Raw genomic sequence first — 21,359 nt, forward strand, 5'->3', positions numbered from 1 at the left:
GGAATCTAGCTTAACCAATGGATTCCCCTTCCGGCGGCGGTGGTGTTTCGCAGTTTCGTTCGAGAACCACCCCGGCCACAGCCAACGCCAGCGAGCCCAGCACACCGGCGATCACCACGGGGGTCTCCTCTCCGGCCGCGATGAGCTCGGAGGCGTGCGGCAGCACGTAGCTGGCAATGCCGACATAGCCGCCGGCAAGGATGGCGCCGGTCCACGCGGACGCCTTGCCGACGACCATCATCCGCGCCACCGTCATCGGATCGAGCTGGGAGCGATCGAGACCGATGCGGCCTTCTTTGAGGTTGCGGCGCACCACCACGATGAGTACCACGCACACGAGGGCCAGAATCCAGATCGTCACTGGCCCGGCCGCCGGCAGCGGCGGGAAGTACCCGTAGAAGTGCCAGGTGATAATCCCCAACGCGGCGGCGATGAAGACACTGGCCCCACCGAGGGCGAAGATGTTGGTGCGCTGCATAGCTTTAAGTTTTCCGGAGGTTAGTGCTTCTCGCTGCCTTTAACGTGCGGGACGACGGCGGCGACTTCCTCTTCCTCGAGCTCGTCCAAGTACTCCTTGAGCGGGCGGCCATAGAGGGTGGCCTTCGGGTCCGCGTCGAGCCAGGGCACGAGCACGAAGGCGCGGTCCTGGGCCCAGCGGTGCGGGATGGAGAGGTTGAAGTCGGTGATCTTTAGCTCGGTGCCGTGTTCGTCGTAGACAGCGACGATGTCGATATCCAGGGTGCGCGGGCCCCAGCGCTGGTTGCGCTGGCGCTGGGCGCGGGTCTCAAGGCGCTGGCCGCGGCGCAGCAGCTCGATGGGCTCGAGGTCCGTCTCGATGATGATGACGGAGTTGAGGAAGTCGGGCTGGTCTTCCATGCCCCACGGCGGGGTGGCGTACACCTGGGAGGAGGCCACGGTGTCTGCAGCGAAGTAATCGAGGGCACTCTGCATCAGCTTTTCGCGGTCGCCTTGGTTGGTTCCGATGGACAATACGGCGCGCATCACTTTCTCCTGTGTTCGCGGTTGCGGCGGGCGGTCACGGCCACGTCCCCGAAGGGCCGCGGGATCGGGGCGTGCGGTTTGTGCACCGTGACCTCGATGGCGTGGAGCACCTCGTAGCGCTCTAAGGCAGCCTCGGCGATGTCAGCTGCGACGGTCTCAATGAGCTGACGCGGCGGTCCGGTGACCACGGCGTGGGCTAGCTCGGCGAGCTCGGCGTAGTTGACGGTGGTGGTCAGATCGTCGTTACGCGCGGGCTGAACCCAGCAGCAGATGTCGACGCTAAAGGTCTGCCCCACCTCGCGCTCGTGCTCTAAGACGCCGTGGTAGCCGTAGGCGGAAAGGCCGGTCAGTTCAATGCGGTCAGCCACGATGGGCTCCGGCGGTGTTCCAGGCGCTGGCAACGTCGACGGCGTCGCGAGACGTCGGCACGTCGTGCACGCGCACTCCCCACGCCCCCATCTGCGCCGAGATGGCGGTCACGGCGGCGGTGGCGGGATCGGCATCGGCGAGGTGGTAGCCGCGGTCGGTGCGGATCTGGGCCAGAAAACGCTTGCGGGAGGCTCCGACGAGGAGGGGGAAATCTCCGTCGATAAGCTGCGGCAGTGCCCGCAGCAGAGCCCAGTTGTCGGCGCGCGACTTCGCAAAACCCAAGCCCGGATCGAGCACGATGTCCTCGGCGGCGATGCCGGCCTTCAGTGCGTTATCGACGAGCTCACCGAGCACCTGCTGCACGTCGGCGACGATGTCACCGCCGTGATCGGCCTGGCCGCCGGCCTCGGCGAAGTCCGCGCCGGCCACGGTGCGCCAGTGCATGAGGCAGACCGGGATGCGGGCGTCGCGCATCACGGAATACATGGCGGGATCGGCGAGCCCGCCGGAGACGTCGTTGATCATGTCGACGCCGGCCTCGGCCGCCGCGGCCGCCGTGGCGGCGCGCATGGTGTCCACGGAGGTGACGATGCCCTCTTCCGACAGCGCCTGGATCACGGGGCGGATGCGGGCGATTTCGGTCTTCTCGTCGACACGCGTGGCCCCAGGCCGGGTGGACTCGCCGCCGACGTCAATCATGTCCGCACCCTGGGTAACCAGCTGCTTCGCGTGCGCGATGGCGTCGTCGATCTCGAGGTAGCGGCCGCCGTCGGAAAATGAATCCTCGGTGACATTCACGATGCCCATGACCACGCAGCGGCCCGGGGCCGGAAGGCGCTCAGATACTGCCAAAATGCTCAACTCCTGATCAGGCTCAGGACCTCGGCGCGCGACGCGGCGGATCGCTCGAAGCCACCGCGCACGGCGGAGGTCGTGGTGACAGCGCCGGGCTTGCGGATACCGCGCATGCCCATGCACATGTGCTCACATTCGATGACAACGATCACCGATTGCGCCCCCAGCTTATCAATGAGCGCATCCGCGATCTGCCGCGTCAGCCGCTCCTGCACCTGCGGGCGCTTGGCGTAGAGGTCCGCCACCCGGGCCAGCTTCGACAGCCCGGTGACTTTGCCCTCCTTATTCGGGATGTAGCCGATATGCGCGTGCCCGAAAAAGGGCAGCAGGTGGTGCTCGCACATCGAATAGATGGGAATGTCTTTGACCAGCACGAGTTCCTGGTGATCCTCGTTGAAGGTGCGCTCCAAGACCTGCGCCGGGTCGGTGTGCAAGCCGGCGAAGTTCTCCGCGAACGCCCGGGCCACCCGCGCCGGGGTATCGCGCAGGCCCTCGCGCTCGGGGTCCTCCCCGACCGCTAAAAGCAGCTCCCTGATCGCCGCCTCGGCGCGCGGGGCGTCGAAACCGGGGAACTTCTCCGGGTCGAACTCGGTGTCATCATCACGGTCGATCATCGGGGCGTCCTTCCTGGCCGGCCTGGCCGGGCTCGGCCTCCGGGACGTCATCGAGCATCCCCGGGGCTTCTTCCTCGTCGCTGTCTGCCGAGCGCGTGGGGCGCTCGTGTTCGGGCAGGCGGAAGCCGAACTGCTGGGTCGGCCGGTCGCTCGGGCGCTCGTCACTGTGGTCGCCCTCGGCGTCCTCGGCGTCCTTCGCGCCCGGGTAGTTGCGCATACCAGGGTGTTCGGCATAGGGGTTCGGGTTCTCGTTATCCGGCCAGCCGGGCACATGCCAGTTCTTCGGCGGCGGGGTGCCCTCGTAGTGCGGCAGGCCGTGGCTGGCGGGCCGGTGGGCGCCGGAGTGGGCCTTGCCTGGCTTATCGCCGTGGCTGTCGCCGCCCTTGTCCCGCTGCTCGAGCTCCTGGCGGCGGCGCTCACGGGCCTGGCGGGAGGCATCGAGCAGGCTGAAGCGCTTCGGCGGCTCCTCGCCGCGCTCGATGGCGATCTCGGTGGGGGTCTTCACCGGCTCGCGGCCGGCCTGGCGCGGGAACTCCTCGATCTCGTCGGGGTAGATGTCGCCGACTTCCTCGGGGACGATGTCGTCGAAAAGCTCCTCGAGGTCCGGGCGGCGCAGCGTCTCCTTCTCCAGCAGGCGCTCGGCCAGCCGGTCGAGGTGATCGCGGTAGCGCGCCAACGTGTCATAGGCGCGCTTATGGGCCAAGCGCAAGAGGTAGGCGACCTGCTCGTCGATACGCTCGGCGACCTCCGGGGAGTAGTCGAGCTGCGCGCCCTGCCCGCCGCCGGAGAAGGGATCGCCCTGGGCCTCGCCGTACTTGACCGGGCCGAGTGCGGGCGACATGCCGTACTCGGTGACCATGGCGCGGGCGATCTTGGTGGCCTGCTCGATGTCGGCGGACGCGCCGGTGGTGGGCAGGCCGAAGACGACCTCCTCGGCGGCGCGGCCGCCCATGGCGAAAACGAGGCGGGCGAAGAGCTCGGAGATGTTGTACATCCCCTTGTCGTCTTCCTGGGCGGTCATGGCGTGCCCGCCGGTGCGCCCGCGCGGCAAGATGGTGACCTTGTAGATCCGCTCGATCTCCTTGATCGCCCAGGCCGCCAAGGTGTGCCCGCCCTCGTGGTAGGCGGTGACCTTCTTCTCCTGCTCGGAGATCACCTTCGAGGAACGGCGGGGGCCGCCGATGACGCGGTCGCTGGCCTCCTCGAGGGCGTCGGCGGTGATCACGTTGCCGCCGACGCGGGCGGTGAGCAGCGCGGCTTCGTTGATGACGTTTTCCAGATCCGCGCCGGACATGCCGGCGGTACGCTTGGCCAGGGCGTCGAGATCCGCGTCCTCCGCCATCGGCTTGCCGCGGGCGTGAACCTTGAGGATCTGCTGGCGGCCCTTGAGATCCGGCGCGGTGATCGGGATCTGGCGATCGAAACGGCCCGGGCGCAGCAGCGCCTGGTCGAGGATGTCGGGGCGGTTGGTGGCCGCGATCAGGATAATGCCCTCGCGGTCGCCGAAGCCGTCCATCTCGACGAGCAGCTGGTTCAAGGTCTGCTCGCGCTCGTCGTGGCCGCCGCCCATGCCGGAGCCGCGCTGGCGGCCGACGGCGTCGATCTCGTCGACGAAGATGATGCAGGGCTTGTTCTCGCGGGCCTGCTTGAACATGTCGCGCACCCGGGAGGCGCCGACGCCGACGAACATCTCGACGAAGTCCGAACCCGAGATCGTGTAGAACGGCACCCCCGCCTCACCGGCGACCGCGCGGGCGATCAGGGTCTTACCGGTACCCGGCGGCCCGTAGAGCAGCACGCCCTTGGGGATCTTCGCGCCGAGTTCCTCATAGCGCTCCGCATCCTGCAGGAAGTCGACGACCTCCTGGAGCTCGTCGACGGCGTCGTCGGCACCCGCGACGTCCTCGAAGGTGTTCGTCGGCATGTCCTTGGTCAGCTGCTTGGCCTTGTTGCCGCCGATGCCGAACATGCCGCCGCGGCCGGTCTGCATGCGGGTGATGAAGAAGAACAGCAGGCCGAACAGGATGAGCATCGGCAGCAGGAAGCCGAGCATGCTCAGCAGAAAGGAATCCTGCGTGACGTTCGTGGTGTAGCTATTCGCGTTCGAGCCCTCGACGGCATCGAAGATCTGATCCGCAGTCCGCGCCGGGTACTGGGTGATGATCTGGTCGACGTCTTCGCGTTCCTCGACGGTGATCGGCTCGGTCAGCTCCAGGCGCAGGCGCTGCTCGCGGTCGTCGATCTGCGCCTCGTCGACGTTCTGGGCGGCGAGCTGCTCCATCGCCACCGAGGTATCCACCCGCAGGAAGTTGCGGGTGTCGTCGGTGAGGGCGGAGACGACGTAGATCAGAACGAGGATGATCGCCGCGCCCAGTCCGATCTGAAGAATTCGCTTGTTTTTCATAAGTGTGAGCTACCGAACCTGAGCCCCGCCGGCCGGGCGGGTACGACCTTTCTTGTGGGAAGTCTTGGGCATCGGGCCCCTCGCAGGTGCGAGAGACCCCGTGGGTGGCAGGTTAGTCGTCCCCGTAGACACGCGGGTGCAGGGTCCCCACATAGGGCAGGTCTCGGTAGCGCTCGGCGTAGTCGAGGCCATAGCCGATGACGAATTCGTTGGGGATATCGAAGCCCACGTCGTAGAGGTCGACCTTCGCGGTCTGCACCTCGGGCTTGCGCAGCAGCGTGATGACATTCAGCGACCGCGGATGCCTACCCCGCAGGTTCTTCATCAGCCAGCTCAACGTCAGGCCCGAGTCGATGATGTCTTCGACGATGAGCACATCGCGGCCCTCGATATCGCGATCGAGGTCCTTCAAGATCCGCACCACACCGGACGACGAGGTGGAGTTGCCATAGGACGAGACCGCCATGAACTCCATGTGGGAGGGAATCGACAGCGCGCGGGCGAAGTCGGTGAGGAAGAACACCGCACCCTTGAGCACGCACACGAGGATGAGGTCATCGTCAATATCCCGATATTCCTCCGAGACCTTGTCCGCGAGCTCTCGCACACGGGCGCGCAGCTGGTCCTCGGAGATGAGGATCGATTCGACGTCATCGCCGTAGCGGTGCGGCGGAACGTCGAAGTCCTTCTTATCGTGCAACGTCATCGGCTTGGCACCTTTCTCATTCCTGCCGGATTAGTGACAGTCTGCCACCGATTCGTCGCACGTCCAACCGCTTCCCGTGCGCGTGCCCGGCGGCGACGGCCGCAGCCGTACCCGGCGTTGTCACTAGCTTATCGACGGCCCCAATCACCGCCTTCGTCACACTGAGGTGATGGCTGCGCAGCCAGGCAGCGATGCGGCGCCGCCGCAGCGGGGCGGGCTGAGCGGCGAGTTCGGTGCAATCATCGGTGGGCTCACCTGCGAGTTCTGCCAGCAGCGCGTTGTCTTCGGCCAGTTCGGCGGCGGCTGCGGCGAGTGCGGCGGTGGCGCCGCCGTTGATCTCGTCGAGCAGCGGCAGAACGGCCTGGCGCAGCGCGACGCGCCGGTAGGCGGGATCGTCGTTGTGCGGATCCTCCCAGTAGTCGAGGCCGAGTTCTTGGCACGTGCCGACGGTGTCCTCCCGCGTCACCTCCAGAAAGGGCCGCAGGATCTTTCCGGTCTGCGGCAGCATGCCGGTGGCGTGCCCGCGCAGCGCGGTCAGCAGCAGGGTTTCGGCTTGGTCGTTGCGGGTATGCGCGACGGCGACGGGTCTTTTCCCGGCCGCGCTAGTCAGGGCGTCGTAGCGAGCCCGGCGCGCCTCGGCTTCGGTGCCGTCGGTACCACTGCCTTCCTCGACGGTGACGGTGATGATGCGCGGGCGTGCCTGTAAGTACTCGGCCTGCCGGGCGGCGCTACGGGCGATGGCCGCGGAGTTTTCTTGCAGACCGTGGTCGATGATGATCGCTTCGACCTCGCTGCCCTCGATGGTGAGCGCCGCCACGAGCGCGAGGGAATCCGGGCCTCCGGATAAGCCCACGACGATCTCTTGATGTGCTTGCGCGATCGGCCGGCAGGCCCGCCGGCAGGCGAGGAAGTGCGGGCTGTGACGGGGGTAGTCGAAGGCCGGCATGGTGTTTCTAGTCCGCTACTAGTCCTCGCGGATGGCGGAGGCGAAGCGATCGAGGGCCTGGCGGCCGGAAAGGATATCCGCGTCGTTGGAGAGCAACGCGAAGGCGTAGATGCGCCCGGAGTCCGCGATCACGGTCCCGGCCAAGGCGTTCGTGCCGGTCAGCGTGCCCGTCTTGGCGCGGACATAGCCGCGGCCCGGAAGGTCCGCGTAACGATCCTCCAGGGTCCCCTCCCCATGAGCGACCGGCAGGGTATCGAGCAGCGGGCGCAGCTCGGTGCCGGTCACCGCAGCGGTGAGGATGTCATTGAGCACGCGCGGCGGGATGCGGTTGTTGTCGCTGAGCCCGGAGTTGTCCTCGAGGTGTACGCCGGTGACGTCGATGCCGGCTTCGGTGAGCGTGTTCAAGGTGGCGGCGACGGCGTCTTCGACGCTTGTGCCGGTCTGCGTGGCGATGGCCACCTCGCGGCCGATGGCCTCCGCCATGACGTTATCCGAGTGCTGCATCATGTCTTCGGTACGAGCAGTCAGCGGATCGGACTGGATCTCGGCGATGACCTCGGCTTGCGGGTCGGCGGTGTCTTCGCCGCTGCCTTCGGCGCCGACGCGTTCGGCCAGGGCCGCGGCGACGTCCAGCGCCGGGGTGTGCGAGCGAGGCACGTCGCCGGCGGGTGCGGTGAGGCGTCCGCCGTTAATCATGGCGGGCTGCAGCGGGGCGACGTAGCCGCCGTCGATGTTGGTCGGATCCCAGCTATCGACGTAATCCGTCCCCGTCCACGCCGACGCATCGATCCCCACGCGCGTGACCTCCGGGACGTGGGCGGTGATCTGCTCGGCAAGCGCGGCCAGGTCCTCGCCGTTGAGCCACACGTCCCCGCCGGTGACGATGATGACCTCGCCCGGCTGCTCGCCTGCGACAACGCGGGTGGTCAGGCGGTGATCCGCATCGAGAGCGAGGATCGCGGCGGCAGAGGTGAGGATCTTGGTGGCGCTGGCGGGTACGAGCGCCTCGTCGGGGGCGTTATCCCACACGACCTCGCCGGTCGTGGTGTCAGTGACCACGCCGTGGAAGGTGCCGAGCGCCGGGTCCTGCGCCAACTCGCCCAGGCGGGTGGCGAGCGCGGCAGTGTCGACGTCCTCTACCTGCTCGGGTGTTCCGGCGGGATCGAGCAGCGGCGGGCCGGCGGTGAGCTCGAAGGGCTCTCCGTGATCCAGCTCGGAGTACTCGCGGTGCAGGCTGACGGCCGTCACCGCGGTGACGCCGACGGCCCCCGTCAACACCACACCCGCGATTGCTATACCCCATGTCTTCACGCTCATCACTGAGACAACTGTAGCGGCAGTCGGGTGCGCGACGGGTTTTCGGGTTTTGGGTTGGCGCGCCGGGTAAGCGCAGCCGAAACCGACGCGGCCGCCCCCCCTATAGAGCGCTAACGCTGGTCGAATTCACCCTCCGTTTCGGAGCGACTCCTTTCGACCAGCGATATCACTGCATGAGAAACCAGACCCCAAGCAGACGCGGAAGCGACACGGCAAGCCACCTGCGGTGACAGACGGGACCGAAGAGGCAGGCGAGACTGATGAGGCGCACGAACCGTAACCATACAGCCACCACCGCCCGAGCGCCGTATAGAGCGCTAATGCTGGTCGAATTCACCCTCATAGAAAGGAGTCCTCCTTTCGACCGCGCGAGACTCCTTTCGACCAGCGATATCGCTGCATGAGAAACCAGACCCCAAGCAGACGCGAAAGCGACACGGCAAGCCACCTGCGGTGACAGACGGGGCCGAAGAGGCAGGCGAGACTGATGAGGCGCACGAACCGTAACCATACAGCCACCACCGCCCGAGCACCCTATAGAGCGCTAACGCTGGTCGAATTCACCCTCATAGAAAGGACGAGCTCCCACCGACAACCACAACACCACCACACCCAAAAGCCAGACACCCCGCAGAATCTGTGGGATCCGCCGGCGATGTTCTAGTCGCGGGTAGGATCGAAGCCGGAAATTTGTCCTCATCAGCTAGCTATGAAGGAGCTTGGAACCGAGATGAAGGTTGAAGTTACCGTCGAGATCCCCAAGGGTTCGCGCAACAAGTACGAGGTCGATCACGAGACCGGCAAGGTCTACCTCGACCGTTACCTGTTCACCCCGATGACGTACCCGGCTGACTACGGATTCATCGACGCCACCCTCGGTGAGGACGGTGACCCGTTGGACGCGCTGGTCATCACCCCGGAGCCGGTGGTTCCCGGCGTGATCGTCAAGGCGCGCATCGTCGGCGTGTTCAAGATGACCGACGAGGCCGGCGGCGATGACAAGCTGCTCTGCGTGCTCGACGACCCGCGTTTCGATCACTTCCAGGACATCTCGGATGTCTCGGAGTTCACCCGCAACGAGATCGAACACTTCTTCGTTCACTACAAGGATCTGGAGCCAGGCAAGGAGGTCCAGGGCTCCGGCTGGGGCGATAAGGCCGAGGCCGAGAAGATCCACGAAGAGGCCGTCGCCCACCACAACGGATAGTCGCCATGAAACAGGTCAACGTCACCGAAGTCCCTGTAAGCAGCCAGTTTATCGACGTCCGCGAGCCCGACGAGTACGCCGAGGCGCACGCCGTCGGCACCGTCAACATCCCGATGTCAGAGCTGGCGCAGCGCACCGAGGAGATCAACCCCGCCGAGCCGGTCTATCTGATCTGCCGCTCGGGCGGACGCTCGGCGCGCATGGCGGAGTTTCTCGAGGAAACATTCCCCGACGTGGAGGCGATCAACGTCACCGGAGGCACCCTGGCCTGGATCGAGGCAGAACTTCCCACCGAAAAATAATCATGGGTTTAAACCCATGATTATGGGAAGTAACGGTAGGACGGCTACCATCGTGGTTCATGTCGAATTCACCTGCCGTTACCGCCATCCCCACCTCGCTGCTCGAGTCGCCGTCATTCCAGATTGAGCGGCTGCGCCGCCGCACCCGCGAGGAGGTGGAGGCCGCCTTAGGCAAGCGCGATCTGACCCTGCGTGAGCACTGGGTGCTCGCCTGCCTCGTCGAGGCCGACGCCGCCAGCCAGTCCGCCCTCTCCGCAACTCTGGCGATCGATGCCTCGGACATGGTGCGCCTCATCGACCAGCTCGAATCCCGCGGCTGGGCCAAGCGCGAGCGCGACCCGAAGGACCGGCGTCGTCAGATCGTCGCGGCCACCAAGAAGGGCCGCAAGATGCACAACGAGCTCACCGAGATCGTCACGGCTGCGGAGGACCGCGCCTTGGACGCGTCGACAAATAAGCAGCTCAAGCACCTGCGCAAGCTCGCGTCCGCGATCCTTAATGCCGATCGGGCGGAGGAGGCCCACGACTAGCCGTGTCGCATCACATTCCTCCGCAGTACCTCCGTAGCCACGAGGCCCCGCCGGCGCGCACCCTGTACGACGTGCTCGCCGCCACCGCCAAGCGCTTCCCCGAAGCCTCGGCGCTGGACGACGGCGAGATCATCACCTATTCCGAGCTCATCCACACCGTCGACCTCATGATCGCGGAGATGCACGCCGCCGGCCTGCGCCGCGGCGATAAGGTGGGCATCCGCATGACCTCGGGCCGTCGCGAGCTCTACCTGGCCATTCTGGCGACGATCGCCGCCGGCGGCGCCTACGTCCCCGTCGACGCCGACGATCCCGACGAGCGCGCCGAGCTCGTGTTCACCGAGGCCGCCATCGACGCGCTGTTTACCGACGAAGGCTTCCGTATGCTCACCGAGCACCCGGATTCCTCCGGTTCGCACGCGCTGCTCGATGCGGATCGGCCGCATCTCGACGACATCGCGTGGATCATCTTCACCTCTGGCTCCACCGGCAAGCCGAAGGGCGTGGCCGTGACCCACCGTTCGGCCGCCGCCTTCGTCGACGCCGAGGCCGCCATGTTCCTCGCCGACGCCCCCGGCAGGCCTTTGGGTCCGGAAGACCGCGTCCTCGCCGGCCTGTCGGTTGCCTTCGACGCCTCGTGCGAGGAGATGTGGCTGGCCTGGGCCCACGGAGCCTGCCTGGTGCCGGCGCCGCGTTCGCTGGTGCGCTCGGGCATGGACTTAGGTCCCTGGCTGATCCGCCGTGACATCACGGTCGTCTCCACCGTGCCCACCCTGGCGGACCTGTGGCCGGCGGAGGCGCTCGATCACGTGCGCCTGCTCATTGTCGGCGGTGAGGCCTGCTCGCAGGAGCTCGTCGACCGTTTGGCCACCGACGAGCGCGAGATGTGGAACACCTACGGCCCCACCGAGGCCACCGTCGTCGCCAGTGCGCAGCGCCTCTACCCGAGCTCGCCCGTCGGCATCGGCCTGCCGCTGGCCGGGTGGGATTTGGCCGTCGTCAACGACGCCGGCGAGCAGGTCGGCCTCGGCGAGACCGGGGAGCTGGTCATCGGCGGCGTCGGGCTGGCGAAGTATCTGGATCCCGCGAAGGACGCCGAGAAGTACGCCCCCATGCCGTCTTTGGGGTGGGAGCGGGCCTATCGCACCGGTGATCACGTGCGCCTGGAGGTGGAGGGCCTCTACTTCGTCGGGCGTGTCGACGATCAGGTGAAAATCGGCGGACGCCGCATCGAATTGGGCGAGGTGGAGGCGAACGTCGCCGCCTTGGATAACGTCTATAACTCGGCAGTGGCGGTGCAGACCACCGGCGGGGATCAGAAGGTGCTCGTCGGCTATGTCTCGCTCGAGGATCCCGAGGCCGGCTTCGATCACGCCTTAGCCACCGAGCGTCTCACCGAGACCATGCCCGCCGCCTTGGTGCCGCGGATCGGCGTGCTCGAGGAGTTGCCGGTGCGCACCTCCGGCAAGGTGGACAAGAAGGCGCTGCCCTGGCCGCTTCCCGACGTCGGCGTCGCCTCCACCACCGCCATGACCGACACGGAGGCCTGGCTGGCGGGCTTGTGGGTCGACAACCTCGGCGTGAGCGTCGAAGGCCCCGACGACGACTTCTTCAGCCTCGGCGGCTCCTCGCTGGCGGCGGCATCGCTGATCGCGAAGATCCGCGACCGCGTGCCGGCCATCGCGGTGCGCGACCTCTACGACCACCCGCGCCTGGGAGCCCTGGCCGAGCGCGTCGAGGAGATCGCCGCCGCCACCGGCGTGGAGATCTCCGATCCCACCGCCACCCCGACCCGCACCGTCGCCCCGGTGAGAGCGTCCACGCGTATCGCTCAGACACTCATCCAGGTGCCGGTGATGACGCTCAAGGCGCTCAGCCTGCTGGCCTGGCTGCTGCTGATCTCCACCACGATGAGTGCCCTCGGCGCGGAGTGGGCCTATAGCGCCAACCTGTGGCTCACGCTCGCGCTCCTGGTGGTCTTCGCCACCCCGCTGGGGCGTGTGCCCATCGGCGCGCTCGGTGCCCGGGCGCTCACCGCCGGGATCACGCCTGGCGACTACCGCCGCGGCGGTCCCACCCACCTGCGCATCTGGGCGGCCGAGCGCTTCGCGGATGCCTCCGGCTCCCGCGAGATAGCCGGCGCCACCTGGGTAAACACCTATGCGCGGCTGTTGGGTGCGAAGATCGGCAAGGGCGTGGACTTGCACTCCCTGCCGCCGGTGACCGGCCTGCTGAGCCTGGGCAACCACGCCGCCATCGAACCCGAGGTCGATCTCACCGGCTACTGGCTCGACGGCGACGTGCTCTACGTCGGCGGCATCAAGATCGGCTCGAACGCGCGCGTGGGCACCCGTTCGCACCTGCTCCCCGGGACCGTGATCGGCGCGAACGCGCACATCGAAGCCGGCTCGACCGTCACCGGCGAGAAACCTGTGAAGTCCGGGGCCCGCTGGGCGGGCTCGTCGGCGGAGAAGGTCGGCCGCTCGAAGCACCGCTTCCCGGATCATCACCCGGCGCGCCGCCCGCACTGGGTGGGCATCTACGGCGCGACCTCCGTCGCCTTGGCGCTGCTGCCCTTGGTGGCGATACTGGCCGGCATCGCGACCACCCTCGCGCTCGTCGCGGCCACCGGCGGTTCTGCCTATATCGGCGCGGTGCTATTCGCCCCGATCGGCGCGCTGGTGTACTTCGCCGTCGCGATGGCGCTGACCTGGCTGGGTGTGCGGGTGCTCTCTCTCGGCCTGCGCACAGGCGTGGCCCCGGTGCACTCGGCGCAGGGCTGGCGGCTGTGGGCGCTCGGCCGCCTCATGGACGAGGCGCGCACGCGGCTCTTCCCCCTCTATGCCGGCCAGCTGACCCCGCTGTGGATGCGCGCGCTCGGCGCGACGATCGGCAAGGACGTGGAGATCTCCACCGCAGTCATGGTGCCAACTCTCACCGAGGTCAAAGACGGGGCCTTTCTTGCCGACGATACCCTCGTCGGCGGCTACGAACTCGGCGGCGGCTGGGTGCGCACGGCGGAGACGAAGATCGGCAAGCGCTCGTTCGTCGGCAACTCCGGCATCACCACCCCGGGTCGCAAGCTGGCGAAGAACTCGCTGGTGGCTGTGCAGTCGTCGACGCCGAAGAAGGCGAAGGCCGGCTCCAACTGGTGGGGCTCGCCGCCGGAGCGCATGCGCCGCGTCGAGGTCGATTCCGCCGCCGGCGATACGCGCACCTACCGCCCGGGTATCGGCGTGAAGATCGCTCGCGGCGCAGTGGAGACGCTGCGGCTTTTGGCGGTGTTGGCCTCGGCGATGATCTTTGCTGGGGTGCTGATGACGCTGCACGCGCTCGTCGTCACGCTCGGTGTGATCGCTGCGGCCTCGCTCGGCGGGCTGGTGCTCATGGCCGCGGGTGCGGTGGCGGTGGCCTGCGCGGTGATCGCGAAGTGGGTGTGCGTGGGCAGGCACCGCCCGGGCGAGCATCCGCTGTTCAGTGGGTTCGTGTGGCTCAACGAGCTGCAGGATTCCTTCATCGAGGCCGTTGCCGCGCCGTGGTTCTTCCAGCACGCGCTCGGCACGGGTGAGCACAACCTGGTGCTGCGCGTGCTCGGGGCGAAGATCGGCCGCGGCGCGTGGGTCGAGTCCTACTGGCTGCCAGAGACAGATCTGTGCAGTATTGGTCGCGCCGCGACGGTCGGACCGGGTACCGTGGTGCAGACCCACCTGTTCCAGGACCGAGTCATGAGCCTCGATACGGTCACGCTGGAAGACGGTGCCACGCTCGCCGCCCACTCGGTCACGCTGCCGGCAAGTGTGCTGGGTAGCGGGGCTACGGTGGCCCCGGGATCGCTCGTGATGCGCGGCGATAAGGTGCCCGCCGGGACCTATTGGCGCGGCAACCCCATCGAGCCGGTGGGCCTTCGAAAATAACTCCGGTTTAAATAGACGGCTCTGTCCATTATCGGGTAGTGTCGTCGTGCAGTATCGCACCCGGAGGAAGGAAGGCCATGGGGTTACTCACCCTTTTGCTCGTCGCGTTCGCCGGCTTTGCGGCCCAGCTTGTCGACGGCGGGCTGGGCATGGGTTTCGGCGCCACGTCGATGACGATCCTGACGGCCACGGCCATGGCCCCGGCGACTGCCTCGGCGGTGGTGAATACGGCCCAGCTGGGTACGACGCTGGCCTCGGGGTTGTCGCACTGGAAGTTCGGCAACGTCGAATGGCGGATCGTGGCGACGATCGGCATCCCGGGTGCTATCGGTTCCTTCGTGGGTGCGACGTTTCTGTCGCGGCTGTCCCTCGATGCGGCGCAGCCTTTGACGGCGACGATCCTCGCGGCGATCGGCTTGCTTCTGCTCATCCGCTTCGCGCGCACCCGCGTCGACGAGCAGCTGAAGAAGCGTCAGGAGTCCCGGCCGCTGCTGCTGGGCTTGGGCACGCTCGGCGGGTTTATCTCCGCCTCGGGTGGTGCGGGCTGGGGCCCGGTAACCACCTCTGCCCTGCTGACCCGCGGGCGCATTACCCCGCGACGCATCGTGGGCACGGTGAGCGCGGCGGAGTTTCTGGTGACGATCGCCGCGGTCATCGGCTTCATCTTCGGCCTGTGGGAGGAGATGGTCGCGAACCTCGCGGCGGCGCTGGCACTGATGATCGGGGGCGTGATTGGCGCTCCCATCGCCGCGTGGGCGATTAGCCGGCTGAACTCGGCGCTCCTTGGTGGTGCCGTGGGCACCGTGTTGATGGTGCTCAATGTGCCGAAGGTCTTGGACTTCCTCGGCGTGGAGAACACCGCGGTGTTGGTCGCGGTGCGGGTGATCATCCTGGTGGTCGGTTTGTGGCTGTCTATTTCGGGTGCGCGCAGGCGCCGCCGTGCGGCGGCGGAAAACCCGCCGGTCGACCGGACGTTAAGCGCCCCGCCGACCCGGTAGGTGCTCTTTAGGCGGGTTAGTCACCGATCTGCTCGCGGCCACGCTTGACGATGAGCGGATCCGGCTCCCCGACCACCTCGTGGTCCTTGTTGGTGTATTCGAACTTAGACAGGATGTAGCGCATCGCGTTGATGCGGGCGCGCTTCTTGTCGTTCGACTTGATGGTGATCCACGGGGACTCATCCGTGTCCGTGTAGCGGAACTGCTCTTCCTTGGCGCGGGTGTAGTCGTCCCACTTATCCAGCGAGGCCAGATCCATCGGGGAGAGTTTCCACTGCCGCACCGGGTCGACCTGGCGGATGGCGAAGCGGGTGCGCTGCTCCTTCTGGGTCACGGAGAACCAGAACTTCGTCAGCGAGATACCGGAGCCCAAGATCATGTTCTCGAGCATCGGGACCTCACGGAGGAACTCCGCATGCTGGGACTCGGTGCAAAAACCCATGACGCGCTCGACGCCGGAGCGGTTGTACCAGGAGCGGTCGAAGAACACGATCTCACCAGCCGACGGGAAGTGCGCGATGTAGCGCTGGAAGTACCACGAGGTGGACTCGCGTGGCGACGGCTTCTCCAGCGCCACCGTGCGCGCACCACGGGGGTTGAGGTGCTCATTGAAGCGCTTGATGGTTCCGCCCTTGCCGGCGGCGTCCCGCCCCTCAAAGAGGATGATGTGGCGCTGGCCGGTCTCCTTCGTCCAGTTCTGCCACTTCAAAAGCTCGATCTGGAGCTGGCGCTTGACCACCTCGTACTCGTCGCGGGTCATGCGTTCGTCGTACGGGTACTGCTCACGCCACGTCTGAATCGGGGTGCCATCTTCGCGCAGGAGTACCGGATCATCCTCATCCGAGTCGTCGACCATGTAGCCTTCGGTCTCGGTCAAATCGATCATCGGCATGTCGTCGTCGTGTTCAGCCATAGTTCCTATTCTAGTGGCTCTCCAGGGATTTCGTCCGTCGAGATAGGCCTTCGGGGTTGGTGGCTTTCGCGATGATGGGGAGGAATCGATCGTGGGACAGGGGCTTACTATGCGGCCGCATAGTTATGCTGGGCGCTTCGGTGATACTGGTTCGTTTTTATTGTCAGGTGCGGTTTGTTGGTGGTGCTTCTCCGGCAAGACGGTAGCGACGGTTTCCGGGTAGCTAGTAAAAGCCATCCAGGCCCGGCCGACACGACCCGGGCCTCGGCGGCGCAAGTGACAGCGTGTGCCGAACGCCTATAAATTCCCTGGAATCCATTGATTTCCGATTACGCACGTGCGTAAAGCTTTCGGTCCGCACTCTGCGGCGACATCGGGAGTCTAGGACAGTTCTGGTTGCAGGGTCGTTACAGTGACCCGTGAGGGCGGCTAAGGGTGAGGGGGTCTGGCCACGTTTTACGCACGTGCGTAAAAATCTGAGGCCAAAGGTGACAATGTGGCTCGCGTACCTATGAATTCCCTGGAATCCAATGATTTCCGATTACGCACGTGCGTAAAAACCGGCCAGCACTATCCGGCGACATAGCCGAGTAGGTGGGCTTCACCTCCACCAGCAGACCAAGACGGCGTTCCAACAATTCTCTTCAGGCTGATCTCCGAGGCACAAGGAACGCTCCGGCAGACACACACCGACGGAAGAGACCTCGCAGGGCCGAACAGCGTGGGATGGGAATTATCGACGTAGTATCTGTGCGCCCGAAAAGAAGAATTCCCTCCCCCGTTACTGACACAGGAAACGCCGAACTACGAGGCCTCCGCATCAGAGACGCGTCGGAGCCAGAGGGTGCTACCAGGTAGCCGGAATCCTGCTACCAACTACGCGAACACGCACTACCGCCACCCCGAAGCGGCCTCTAGCGCCCGATAACCCGCTATCGCAAACGAGATGAATCCTGGCTATGCGCAGATACGCGAAAACCGCCCGGACCGATGCGGTCGCGAGCGGTTTAACAAACCTGCCGGGCCATGCCCGGCGGTGGCGTGATCTTAGAGGACCAGGCCGATCAGGTCAGAAGCACCGGCGGCGATGTCGGTGAGCTCGCCCCAGGTGTCGAAGAGCCAGCCGAAGAAGCCCTCGGAGGACAGGGCGTTCAGGTTCGTGGCGAACTCGGAAAAGCTGCTGTTGTCAGACATGTTGATCTCCTTGAAAGTCAGAAGGGTGTTGGTGTGATGTGACCTACGCCGTCAAATGGCGAGGGGATAGTTACTGGTTGGCATCGGACCCAGCGTTGGAGGAACCGGAGGACAGAGCCTCGACACTGGAGGAGGTATTCTCGAACAGCTCCTGGAAGTCCGCTTCAGCCCAGCTCAGCAGGAACTGCGGGATGCCCTGCAGAACGGCGGTCCAGCCTTCCCAGGTGGTGACGAAGTTGTCGAGGTGCCCCTGAATGGTGGCGAGATCCATGATGAAACTACTAGCGAATTCTTCCGGCGTTTCTACCGGAACATTACGGTCATATCCAGACACCCTTCAGGGCGTCCCAGCGACAATTATGGCACAGGTTTCAGAACAATCAATCCCAATTTTCGCGCATTACCAGCAGCTTTCATATTTCATTTTTCCATTCCAAGTGAATTTTAAGTTACAAAACATTAGGTACGATCATTAATATAATCCCTCAAGCTGGTTATACTATCTGGGAGTTATTTAATAATCGACGACACTGATTTTCAACAACACTACGCCGGTCCCGAAAAATTTTTTAATTCAAACACTCCCAACTAACCCTATCTGTCACACCAGTCACACTAGTAGACAAAAGAAAACGCCCCCTTCCCGTTCCGGGGGTGGGGGCGGGCGTTAGGCCGTTCGGACTAGTTTACATGCCCATGCCGGCCATCTCGTCCATGTTCGGACCAGCGTTTCCGGCCGGCTCCGGCTTGTCCGCGACGACCGCCTCAGTCGTCAGGAACAGTGCGGCGATAGACGCAGCGTTCTGCAGTGCAGAGCGGGTCACCTTAGCCGGGTCCAGGATGCCGTTGGACATCATGTCCTGGTACTCGCCGGTAGCGGCGTTGAGGCCCTCACCGTCGGGCAGGTTGGCGACTTTGTCGGCCACCACACCGGGCTCGAGACCGGCGTTGTAGGCGATCTGCTTCAGCGGGGCGCTGAGCGCCTCACGGACGATCTTGACGCCAGTGGCCTCGTCGCTAGCCAGCCCAAGGTTGTCCTCGAGGACCTTGGCGGCCTGCAGCAGGGCGACACCGCCGCCCGGGACGATGCCCTCCTCAACGGCAGCCTTGGCGTTGCGCACGGCATCCTCGATGCGGTGCTTACGCTCCTTGAGCTCGACCTCGGTGGCGGCACCGACCTTGAGGACGGCGACGCCGCCGGCGAGCTTCGCCAGGCGCTCCTGCAGCTTCTCACGGTCGTACTCGGAATCCGAGTTCTCGATCTCGGCGCGGATCTGCTTGACGCGGCCCTCGATCTGCTCGGCAGAGCCGGCACCCTCGACGATGGTGGTCTCGTCCTTGGTGACGACCACCTTGCGGGCGCTGCCCAGAAGCTCCAGGTCGGCGGAATCCAGGGAGAGACCAACCTCTTCGGAGATGACCTGGCCGCCGGTGAGGATGGCCATGTCCTGCAGCTGCGCCTTGCGGCGATCACCGAAGCCCGGGGCCTTCACGGCGACGGACTTGAAGGTGCCGCGGATCTTGTTGACCACGAGGGTGGAGAGAGCCTCGCCCTCGACGTCCTCGGCGATGATCAGCAGCGGCTTGCCGGACTCCATGATCTGCTCCAGCAGCGGCAGCAGGTCCTTGATGTTGGAGATCTTGGAGGAGACCAGGAGGATGTACGGATCCTCGAGCACGGCCTCCTGTCGCTCGGTGTCGGTGGCGAAGTAACCGGAGATGTAGCCCTTGTCGAAGCGCATACCCTCGGTGACTTCGAGGTCCACGCCGAAGGTATTGGACTCCTCGACGGTGATGACAGACTCCTTGTTCACGGAGCCGTTGCCGACCGCGTACATGGCGCGGGCGATCTGCTTGCCAATCTCCGGGTCAGCCGCCGAAATGCCGGCGGTCTGAGCGATCTGCCCCTCGGTCTCTACTTCCTTGGCATTGTTGAGCAGGGTCTCGGCGACCTTGTCGGTGGCGGCCTCGATGCCGCGCTTGATGCCCATCGGGTTGGAACCGGCGGCCACGTTGCGCAGGCCCTCGGAGACGAGCGCCTTGGCCAGCACGGTCGCGGTGGTGGTGCCGTCACCGGCGACGTCGTCAGTCTTCTTGGCGACCTCCTTGACGAGCTCCGCACCGATCTTCTCGTAGGGATCCTCGAGCTCGATCTCCTTGGCGATGGAGACGCCATCGTTGGTGATGGTCGGCGCGCCCCAGGACTTCTCGAGCACCACGTTGCGGCCCTTGGGGCCCAGCGTGACGCGCACCGCGTCGGCGAGCGTGTTTAGCCCGGTCTCGAGACCGCGGCGTGCTTCCTCATCGAAAGCGATGATCTTGGACATGTTTTCTTCGTGCTCCTTTGTCGATAAACATTCAGGACGACACTCCAGACGTCCGCTGCCAAGTAGGCGCCCGCGACGGCGCGGCTGGAGAGTGTAAGAAGACCAGCCTCACCCACTCGGTTGAGCGTTTTCTGGCACTCAACTACATCAAGTGCTAGAACCCATTTCTAGCACTCGGAGTGCCCGACTGCAAGACAATTCCGACCGCTTTAGCGCTACGCTCGACCCCATGAACGAGATGCTTTCTACTATTACTGACACGGTGCGCTCCGATCGCGACCGGATCTTCCGCCAACTCAGCGAACTCGTCGGCTTCAATTCGGTGCACGACGAGCCCGGTATCGGCGACGATCCCGCCCGAGCCGCCGACTGGGTCGCCGACGCTTTCGCCGCCGTCGGCCTCGAGATCGAAAAGATCGACACCGACGATGGCTCGACCCTGATCCAAGGCAGCCGCGTCGTCGATAAGCACGCCCCCACCGTGTTGCTCTATGCGCACCACGACGTGGTCCCCGCCGGCGACCCGCGGGCCTGGAGCGCGAACCCCTTCACCCTCACCGAGCGCGACGGGCGCTGGTACGGCCGCGGCGCCGCCGACTGCAAGGGCAACGTCATCATGCACCTGGCGGCCCTGCGCGCCGCCGAGGTCGCCGGTGGGCCGAAGGTCAACGTCACCGCCATCATCGAAGGCTCCGAGGAACGCGGTGGGGAGGGGTTGAGCGCGCTCGTCGAGAAGCGCCCCGAGCTTTTTGCCGCCGATGCGATCCTCATTGCGGATACGGGCAATAGGGCCGTCGGCACGCCGACGCTGACCACGAGCCTGCGTGGCGGCGCGCAGGTGACGGTGACCGTCGGTACGCTGCGCGCCCCGGTGCACTCCGGGATGCTCGGCGGGCCGGCCCCCGATGCCGTCGCCGCGCTCGTGCGCCTTTTGGATTCGCTGCGCGACGACAGCGGCAACACGGTGATCGACGGCGTGGATACCAGCGCCACCTGGGAGGGCGCCGACTACGTCGAGGAGACCTTCCGCGCCGATGCCGGGGTTCTCGACGGCGTGGAGCTCTTCGGCGCCGAGGGCGATAGCCCCGCCGATCTCGTGTGGGCGCGCCCGACCGTGACCGTCACCGGGTTTAGCTCCACCCCGGTCTCCGAGGCCGTCAACGCCGTGCCCGCCACCGCGAGCGCCCAGCTAAACCTGCGGGTGCCGCACCCGATGAGCGCGCGGAAGACCGTCGAGAAGCTCGTCGCGCACTTGAAGCAACACATCCCGTGGGGCGCCCACCTAAACATCGAGGTCAGCGACATCAACGAGCCTTTCGCCACCGCCACCGACGTGCCGGCCACCCAGCATTTGTCGGCGTGCTTGGCGCAGGCCTACGACGAGAAGGAGACGGTGCAGATCGGTGCCGGAGGCTCGATTCCGCTGGCGGCCACCCTGCAGGCCGCGCAGCCGCAGGCGACCATCGCGCTGTTCGGCGTGGAGGAGCCGAAGTGTGCGATCCACTCGCCGGACGAGTCCGTCGACCCCACCGAGATCGAGAACATCGCCATCGCCGAGGCACTGTTTTTAACCAGTTACCAGCCAAAGTAGCGCGCCCCTTGCGCTTTAATGTGACAGGGGTTACAGTCAGTGCCATGACGCACAGCATCCTCCTACCGAAGCGAGTAGCCAAGGCTACGTACCCCGGCGCGGTCTAGTTCCCGGACCAACCCCCGCGCCCGGGGTAGTAGTCCTGATAGCTCCCAGAATCCTTCGGTTGG

Annotated in this window: 19 protein-coding genes; 6 read left to right on the plus strand and 13 right to left on the minus strand. The window is 65.7% G+C overall.

Features of this window, described 5'->3' with window-relative positions:
- Positions 1–10: 10 nt before the first annotated feature.
- From C3B44_RS10105 to dacB, 9 genes are all read right to left on the minus strand, one after another.
- The gene (locus C3B44_RS10105; protein WP_108432253.1) at positions 11–478 is read right to left on the minus strand and encodes a DUF3180 domain-containing protein; all 468 of its coding nucleotides are present in this window, start codon (positions 476–478) and stop codon (positions 11–13) included.
- Positions 479–498: 20 nt separating this feature from the next.
- Positions 499–1,002: a 2-amino-4-hydroxy-6-hydroxymethyldihydropteridine diphosphokinase gene (folK, locus tag C3B44_RS10110; protein WP_108432254.1), complete on the minus strand. Its 504-nt coding sequence runs from the start codon at positions 1,000–1,002 to the stop codon at positions 499–501.
- Positions 1,002–1,370 (minus strand): dihydroneopterin aldolase, encoded by a 369-nt coding sequence (folB, locus tag C3B44_RS10115; protein WP_108432255.1) that lies wholly within the window; start codon positions 1,368–1,370, stop codon positions 1,002–1,004. Before folB ends, folK begins: the two co-directional genes overlap by 1 nt.
- A complete protein-coding gene (gene folP / locus C3B44_RS10120; protein ID WP_108432648.1) occupies positions 1,363–2,178 on the minus strand; it encodes a dihydropteroate synthase in 816 nt (271 codons plus the stop codon). Before folP ends, folB begins: the two co-directional genes overlap by 8 nt.
- Positions 2,179–2,228: 50 nt before the next feature.
- Entirely contained in the window at positions 2,229–2,840 is a 612-nt protein-coding gene (gene folE, locus C3B44_RS10125) for a GTP cyclohydrolase I FolE (RefSeq protein WP_108432256.1), read from the minus strand.
- Complete coding sequence (gene ftsH, locus C3B44_RS10130) at positions 2,827–5,244, minus strand: ATP-dependent zinc metalloprotease FtsH (RefSeq protein WP_108432257.1); 2,418 nt, start codon at positions 5,242–5,244, stop codon at positions 2,827–2,829. Before ftsH ends, folE begins: the two co-directional genes overlap by 14 nt.
- Before the next feature lie 112 nt (positions 5,245–5,356).
- A complete protein-coding gene (gene hpt / locus C3B44_RS10135; RefSeq protein ID WP_108432649.1) occupies positions 5,357–5,944 on the minus strand; it encodes a hypoxanthine phosphoribosyltransferase in 588 nt (195 codons plus the stop codon).
- A 22-nt stretch (positions 5,945–5,966) separates the two neighbouring features.
- The gene (gene tilS, locus C3B44_RS10140) at positions 5,967–6,896 is read right to left on the minus strand and encodes a tRNA lysidine(34) synthetase TilS (protein ID WP_108432258.1); all 930 of its coding nucleotides are present in this window, start codon (positions 6,894–6,896) and stop codon (positions 5,967–5,969) included.
- Positions 6,897–6,914: 18 nt separating this feature from the next.
- The gene (gene dacB, locus C3B44_RS10145) at positions 6,915–8,213 is read right to left on the minus strand and encodes a D-alanyl-D-alanine carboxypeptidase/D-alanyl-D-alanine endopeptidase (RefSeq protein WP_108432259.1); all 1,299 of its coding nucleotides are present in this window, start codon (positions 8,211–8,213) and stop codon (positions 6,915–6,917) included.
- Positions 8,214–8,943: 730 nt separating this feature from the next.
- On the opposite strand from dacB, the gene C3B44_RS10150 reads away from it, so the two are divergent.
- The 5 genes from C3B44_RS10150 (at position 8,944) to C3B44_RS10170 (ending at position 15,164) form a co-directional block, all read left to right on the plus strand.
- A complete protein-coding gene (locus C3B44_RS10150) occupies positions 8,944–9,420 on the plus strand; it encodes an inorganic diphosphatase (protein ID WP_108432650.1) in 477 nt (158 codons plus the stop codon).
- Between the two features lie 5 nt (positions 9,421–9,425).
- The gene (locus tag C3B44_RS10155) at positions 9,426–9,722 is read left to right on the plus strand and encodes a rhodanese-like domain-containing protein (RefSeq protein ID WP_108432260.1); all 297 of its coding nucleotides are present in this window, start codon (positions 9,426–9,428) and stop codon (positions 9,720–9,722) included.
- A gap of 59 nt (positions 9,723–9,781) precedes the next feature.
- Positions 9,782–10,252 (plus strand): MarR family winged helix-turn-helix transcriptional regulator, encoded by a 471-nt coding sequence (locus C3B44_RS10160; RefSeq protein ID WP_108432261.1) that lies wholly within the window; start codon positions 9,782–9,784, stop codon positions 10,250–10,252.
- A gap of 2 nt (positions 10,253–10,254) precedes the next feature.
- Entirely contained in the window at positions 10,255–14,166 is a 3,912-nt protein-coding gene (locus tag C3B44_RS10165) for a Pls/PosA family non-ribosomal peptide synthetase (RefSeq protein WP_108432262.1), read from the plus strand.
- 77 nt (positions 14,167–14,243) lie between these two features.
- Entirely contained in the window at positions 14,244–15,164 is a 921-nt protein-coding gene (locus C3B44_RS10170; protein WP_108432263.1) for a sulfite exporter TauE/SafE family protein, read from the plus strand.
- 16 nt (positions 15,165–15,180) lie between these two features.
- Here the strand turns inward: C3B44_RS10170 and ppk2 are convergent, their stop codons facing one another.
- The 4 genes from ppk2 to groL form a co-directional block, all read right to left on the minus strand.
- A complete protein-coding gene (gene ppk2 / locus C3B44_RS10175; RefSeq protein WP_108432264.1) occupies positions 15,181–16,077 on the minus strand; it encodes a polyphosphate kinase 2 in 897 nt (298 codons plus the stop codon).
- A 1,047-nt stretch (positions 16,078–17,124) separates the two neighbouring features.
- A complete protein-coding gene (locus C3B44_RS10180; protein WP_108432265.1) occupies positions 17,125–17,271 on the minus strand; it encodes a porin in 147 nt (48 codons plus the stop codon).
- Positions 17,272–17,341: 70 nt separating this feature from the next.
- Complete coding sequence (locus C3B44_RS10185) at positions 17,342–17,542, minus strand: hypothetical protein (protein WP_108432266.1); 201 nt, start codon at positions 17,540–17,542, stop codon at positions 17,342–17,344.
- 415 nt (positions 17,543–17,957) lie between these two features.
- Positions 17,958–19,598, minus strand: a complete 1,641-nt coding sequence (gene groL, locus C3B44_RS10190) for a chaperonin GroEL (RefSeq protein ID WP_108432267.1) — start codon at positions 19,596–19,598, stop codon at positions 17,958–17,960.
- A gap of 229 nt (positions 19,599–19,827) precedes the next feature.
- On the opposite strand from groL, the gene C3B44_RS10195 reads away from it, so the two are divergent.
- Entirely contained in the window at positions 19,828–21,189 is a 1,362-nt protein-coding gene (locus C3B44_RS10195; protein WP_199222434.1) for a dipeptidase, read from the plus strand.
- Positions 21,190–21,359 lie beyond the last annotated feature (170 nt).

This window comes from Corynebacterium yudongzhengii (genome assembly GCF_003065405.1).
Lineage (GTDB): Bacteria > Actinomycetota > Actinomycetes > Mycobacteriales > Mycobacteriaceae > Corynebacterium > Corynebacterium yudongzhengii.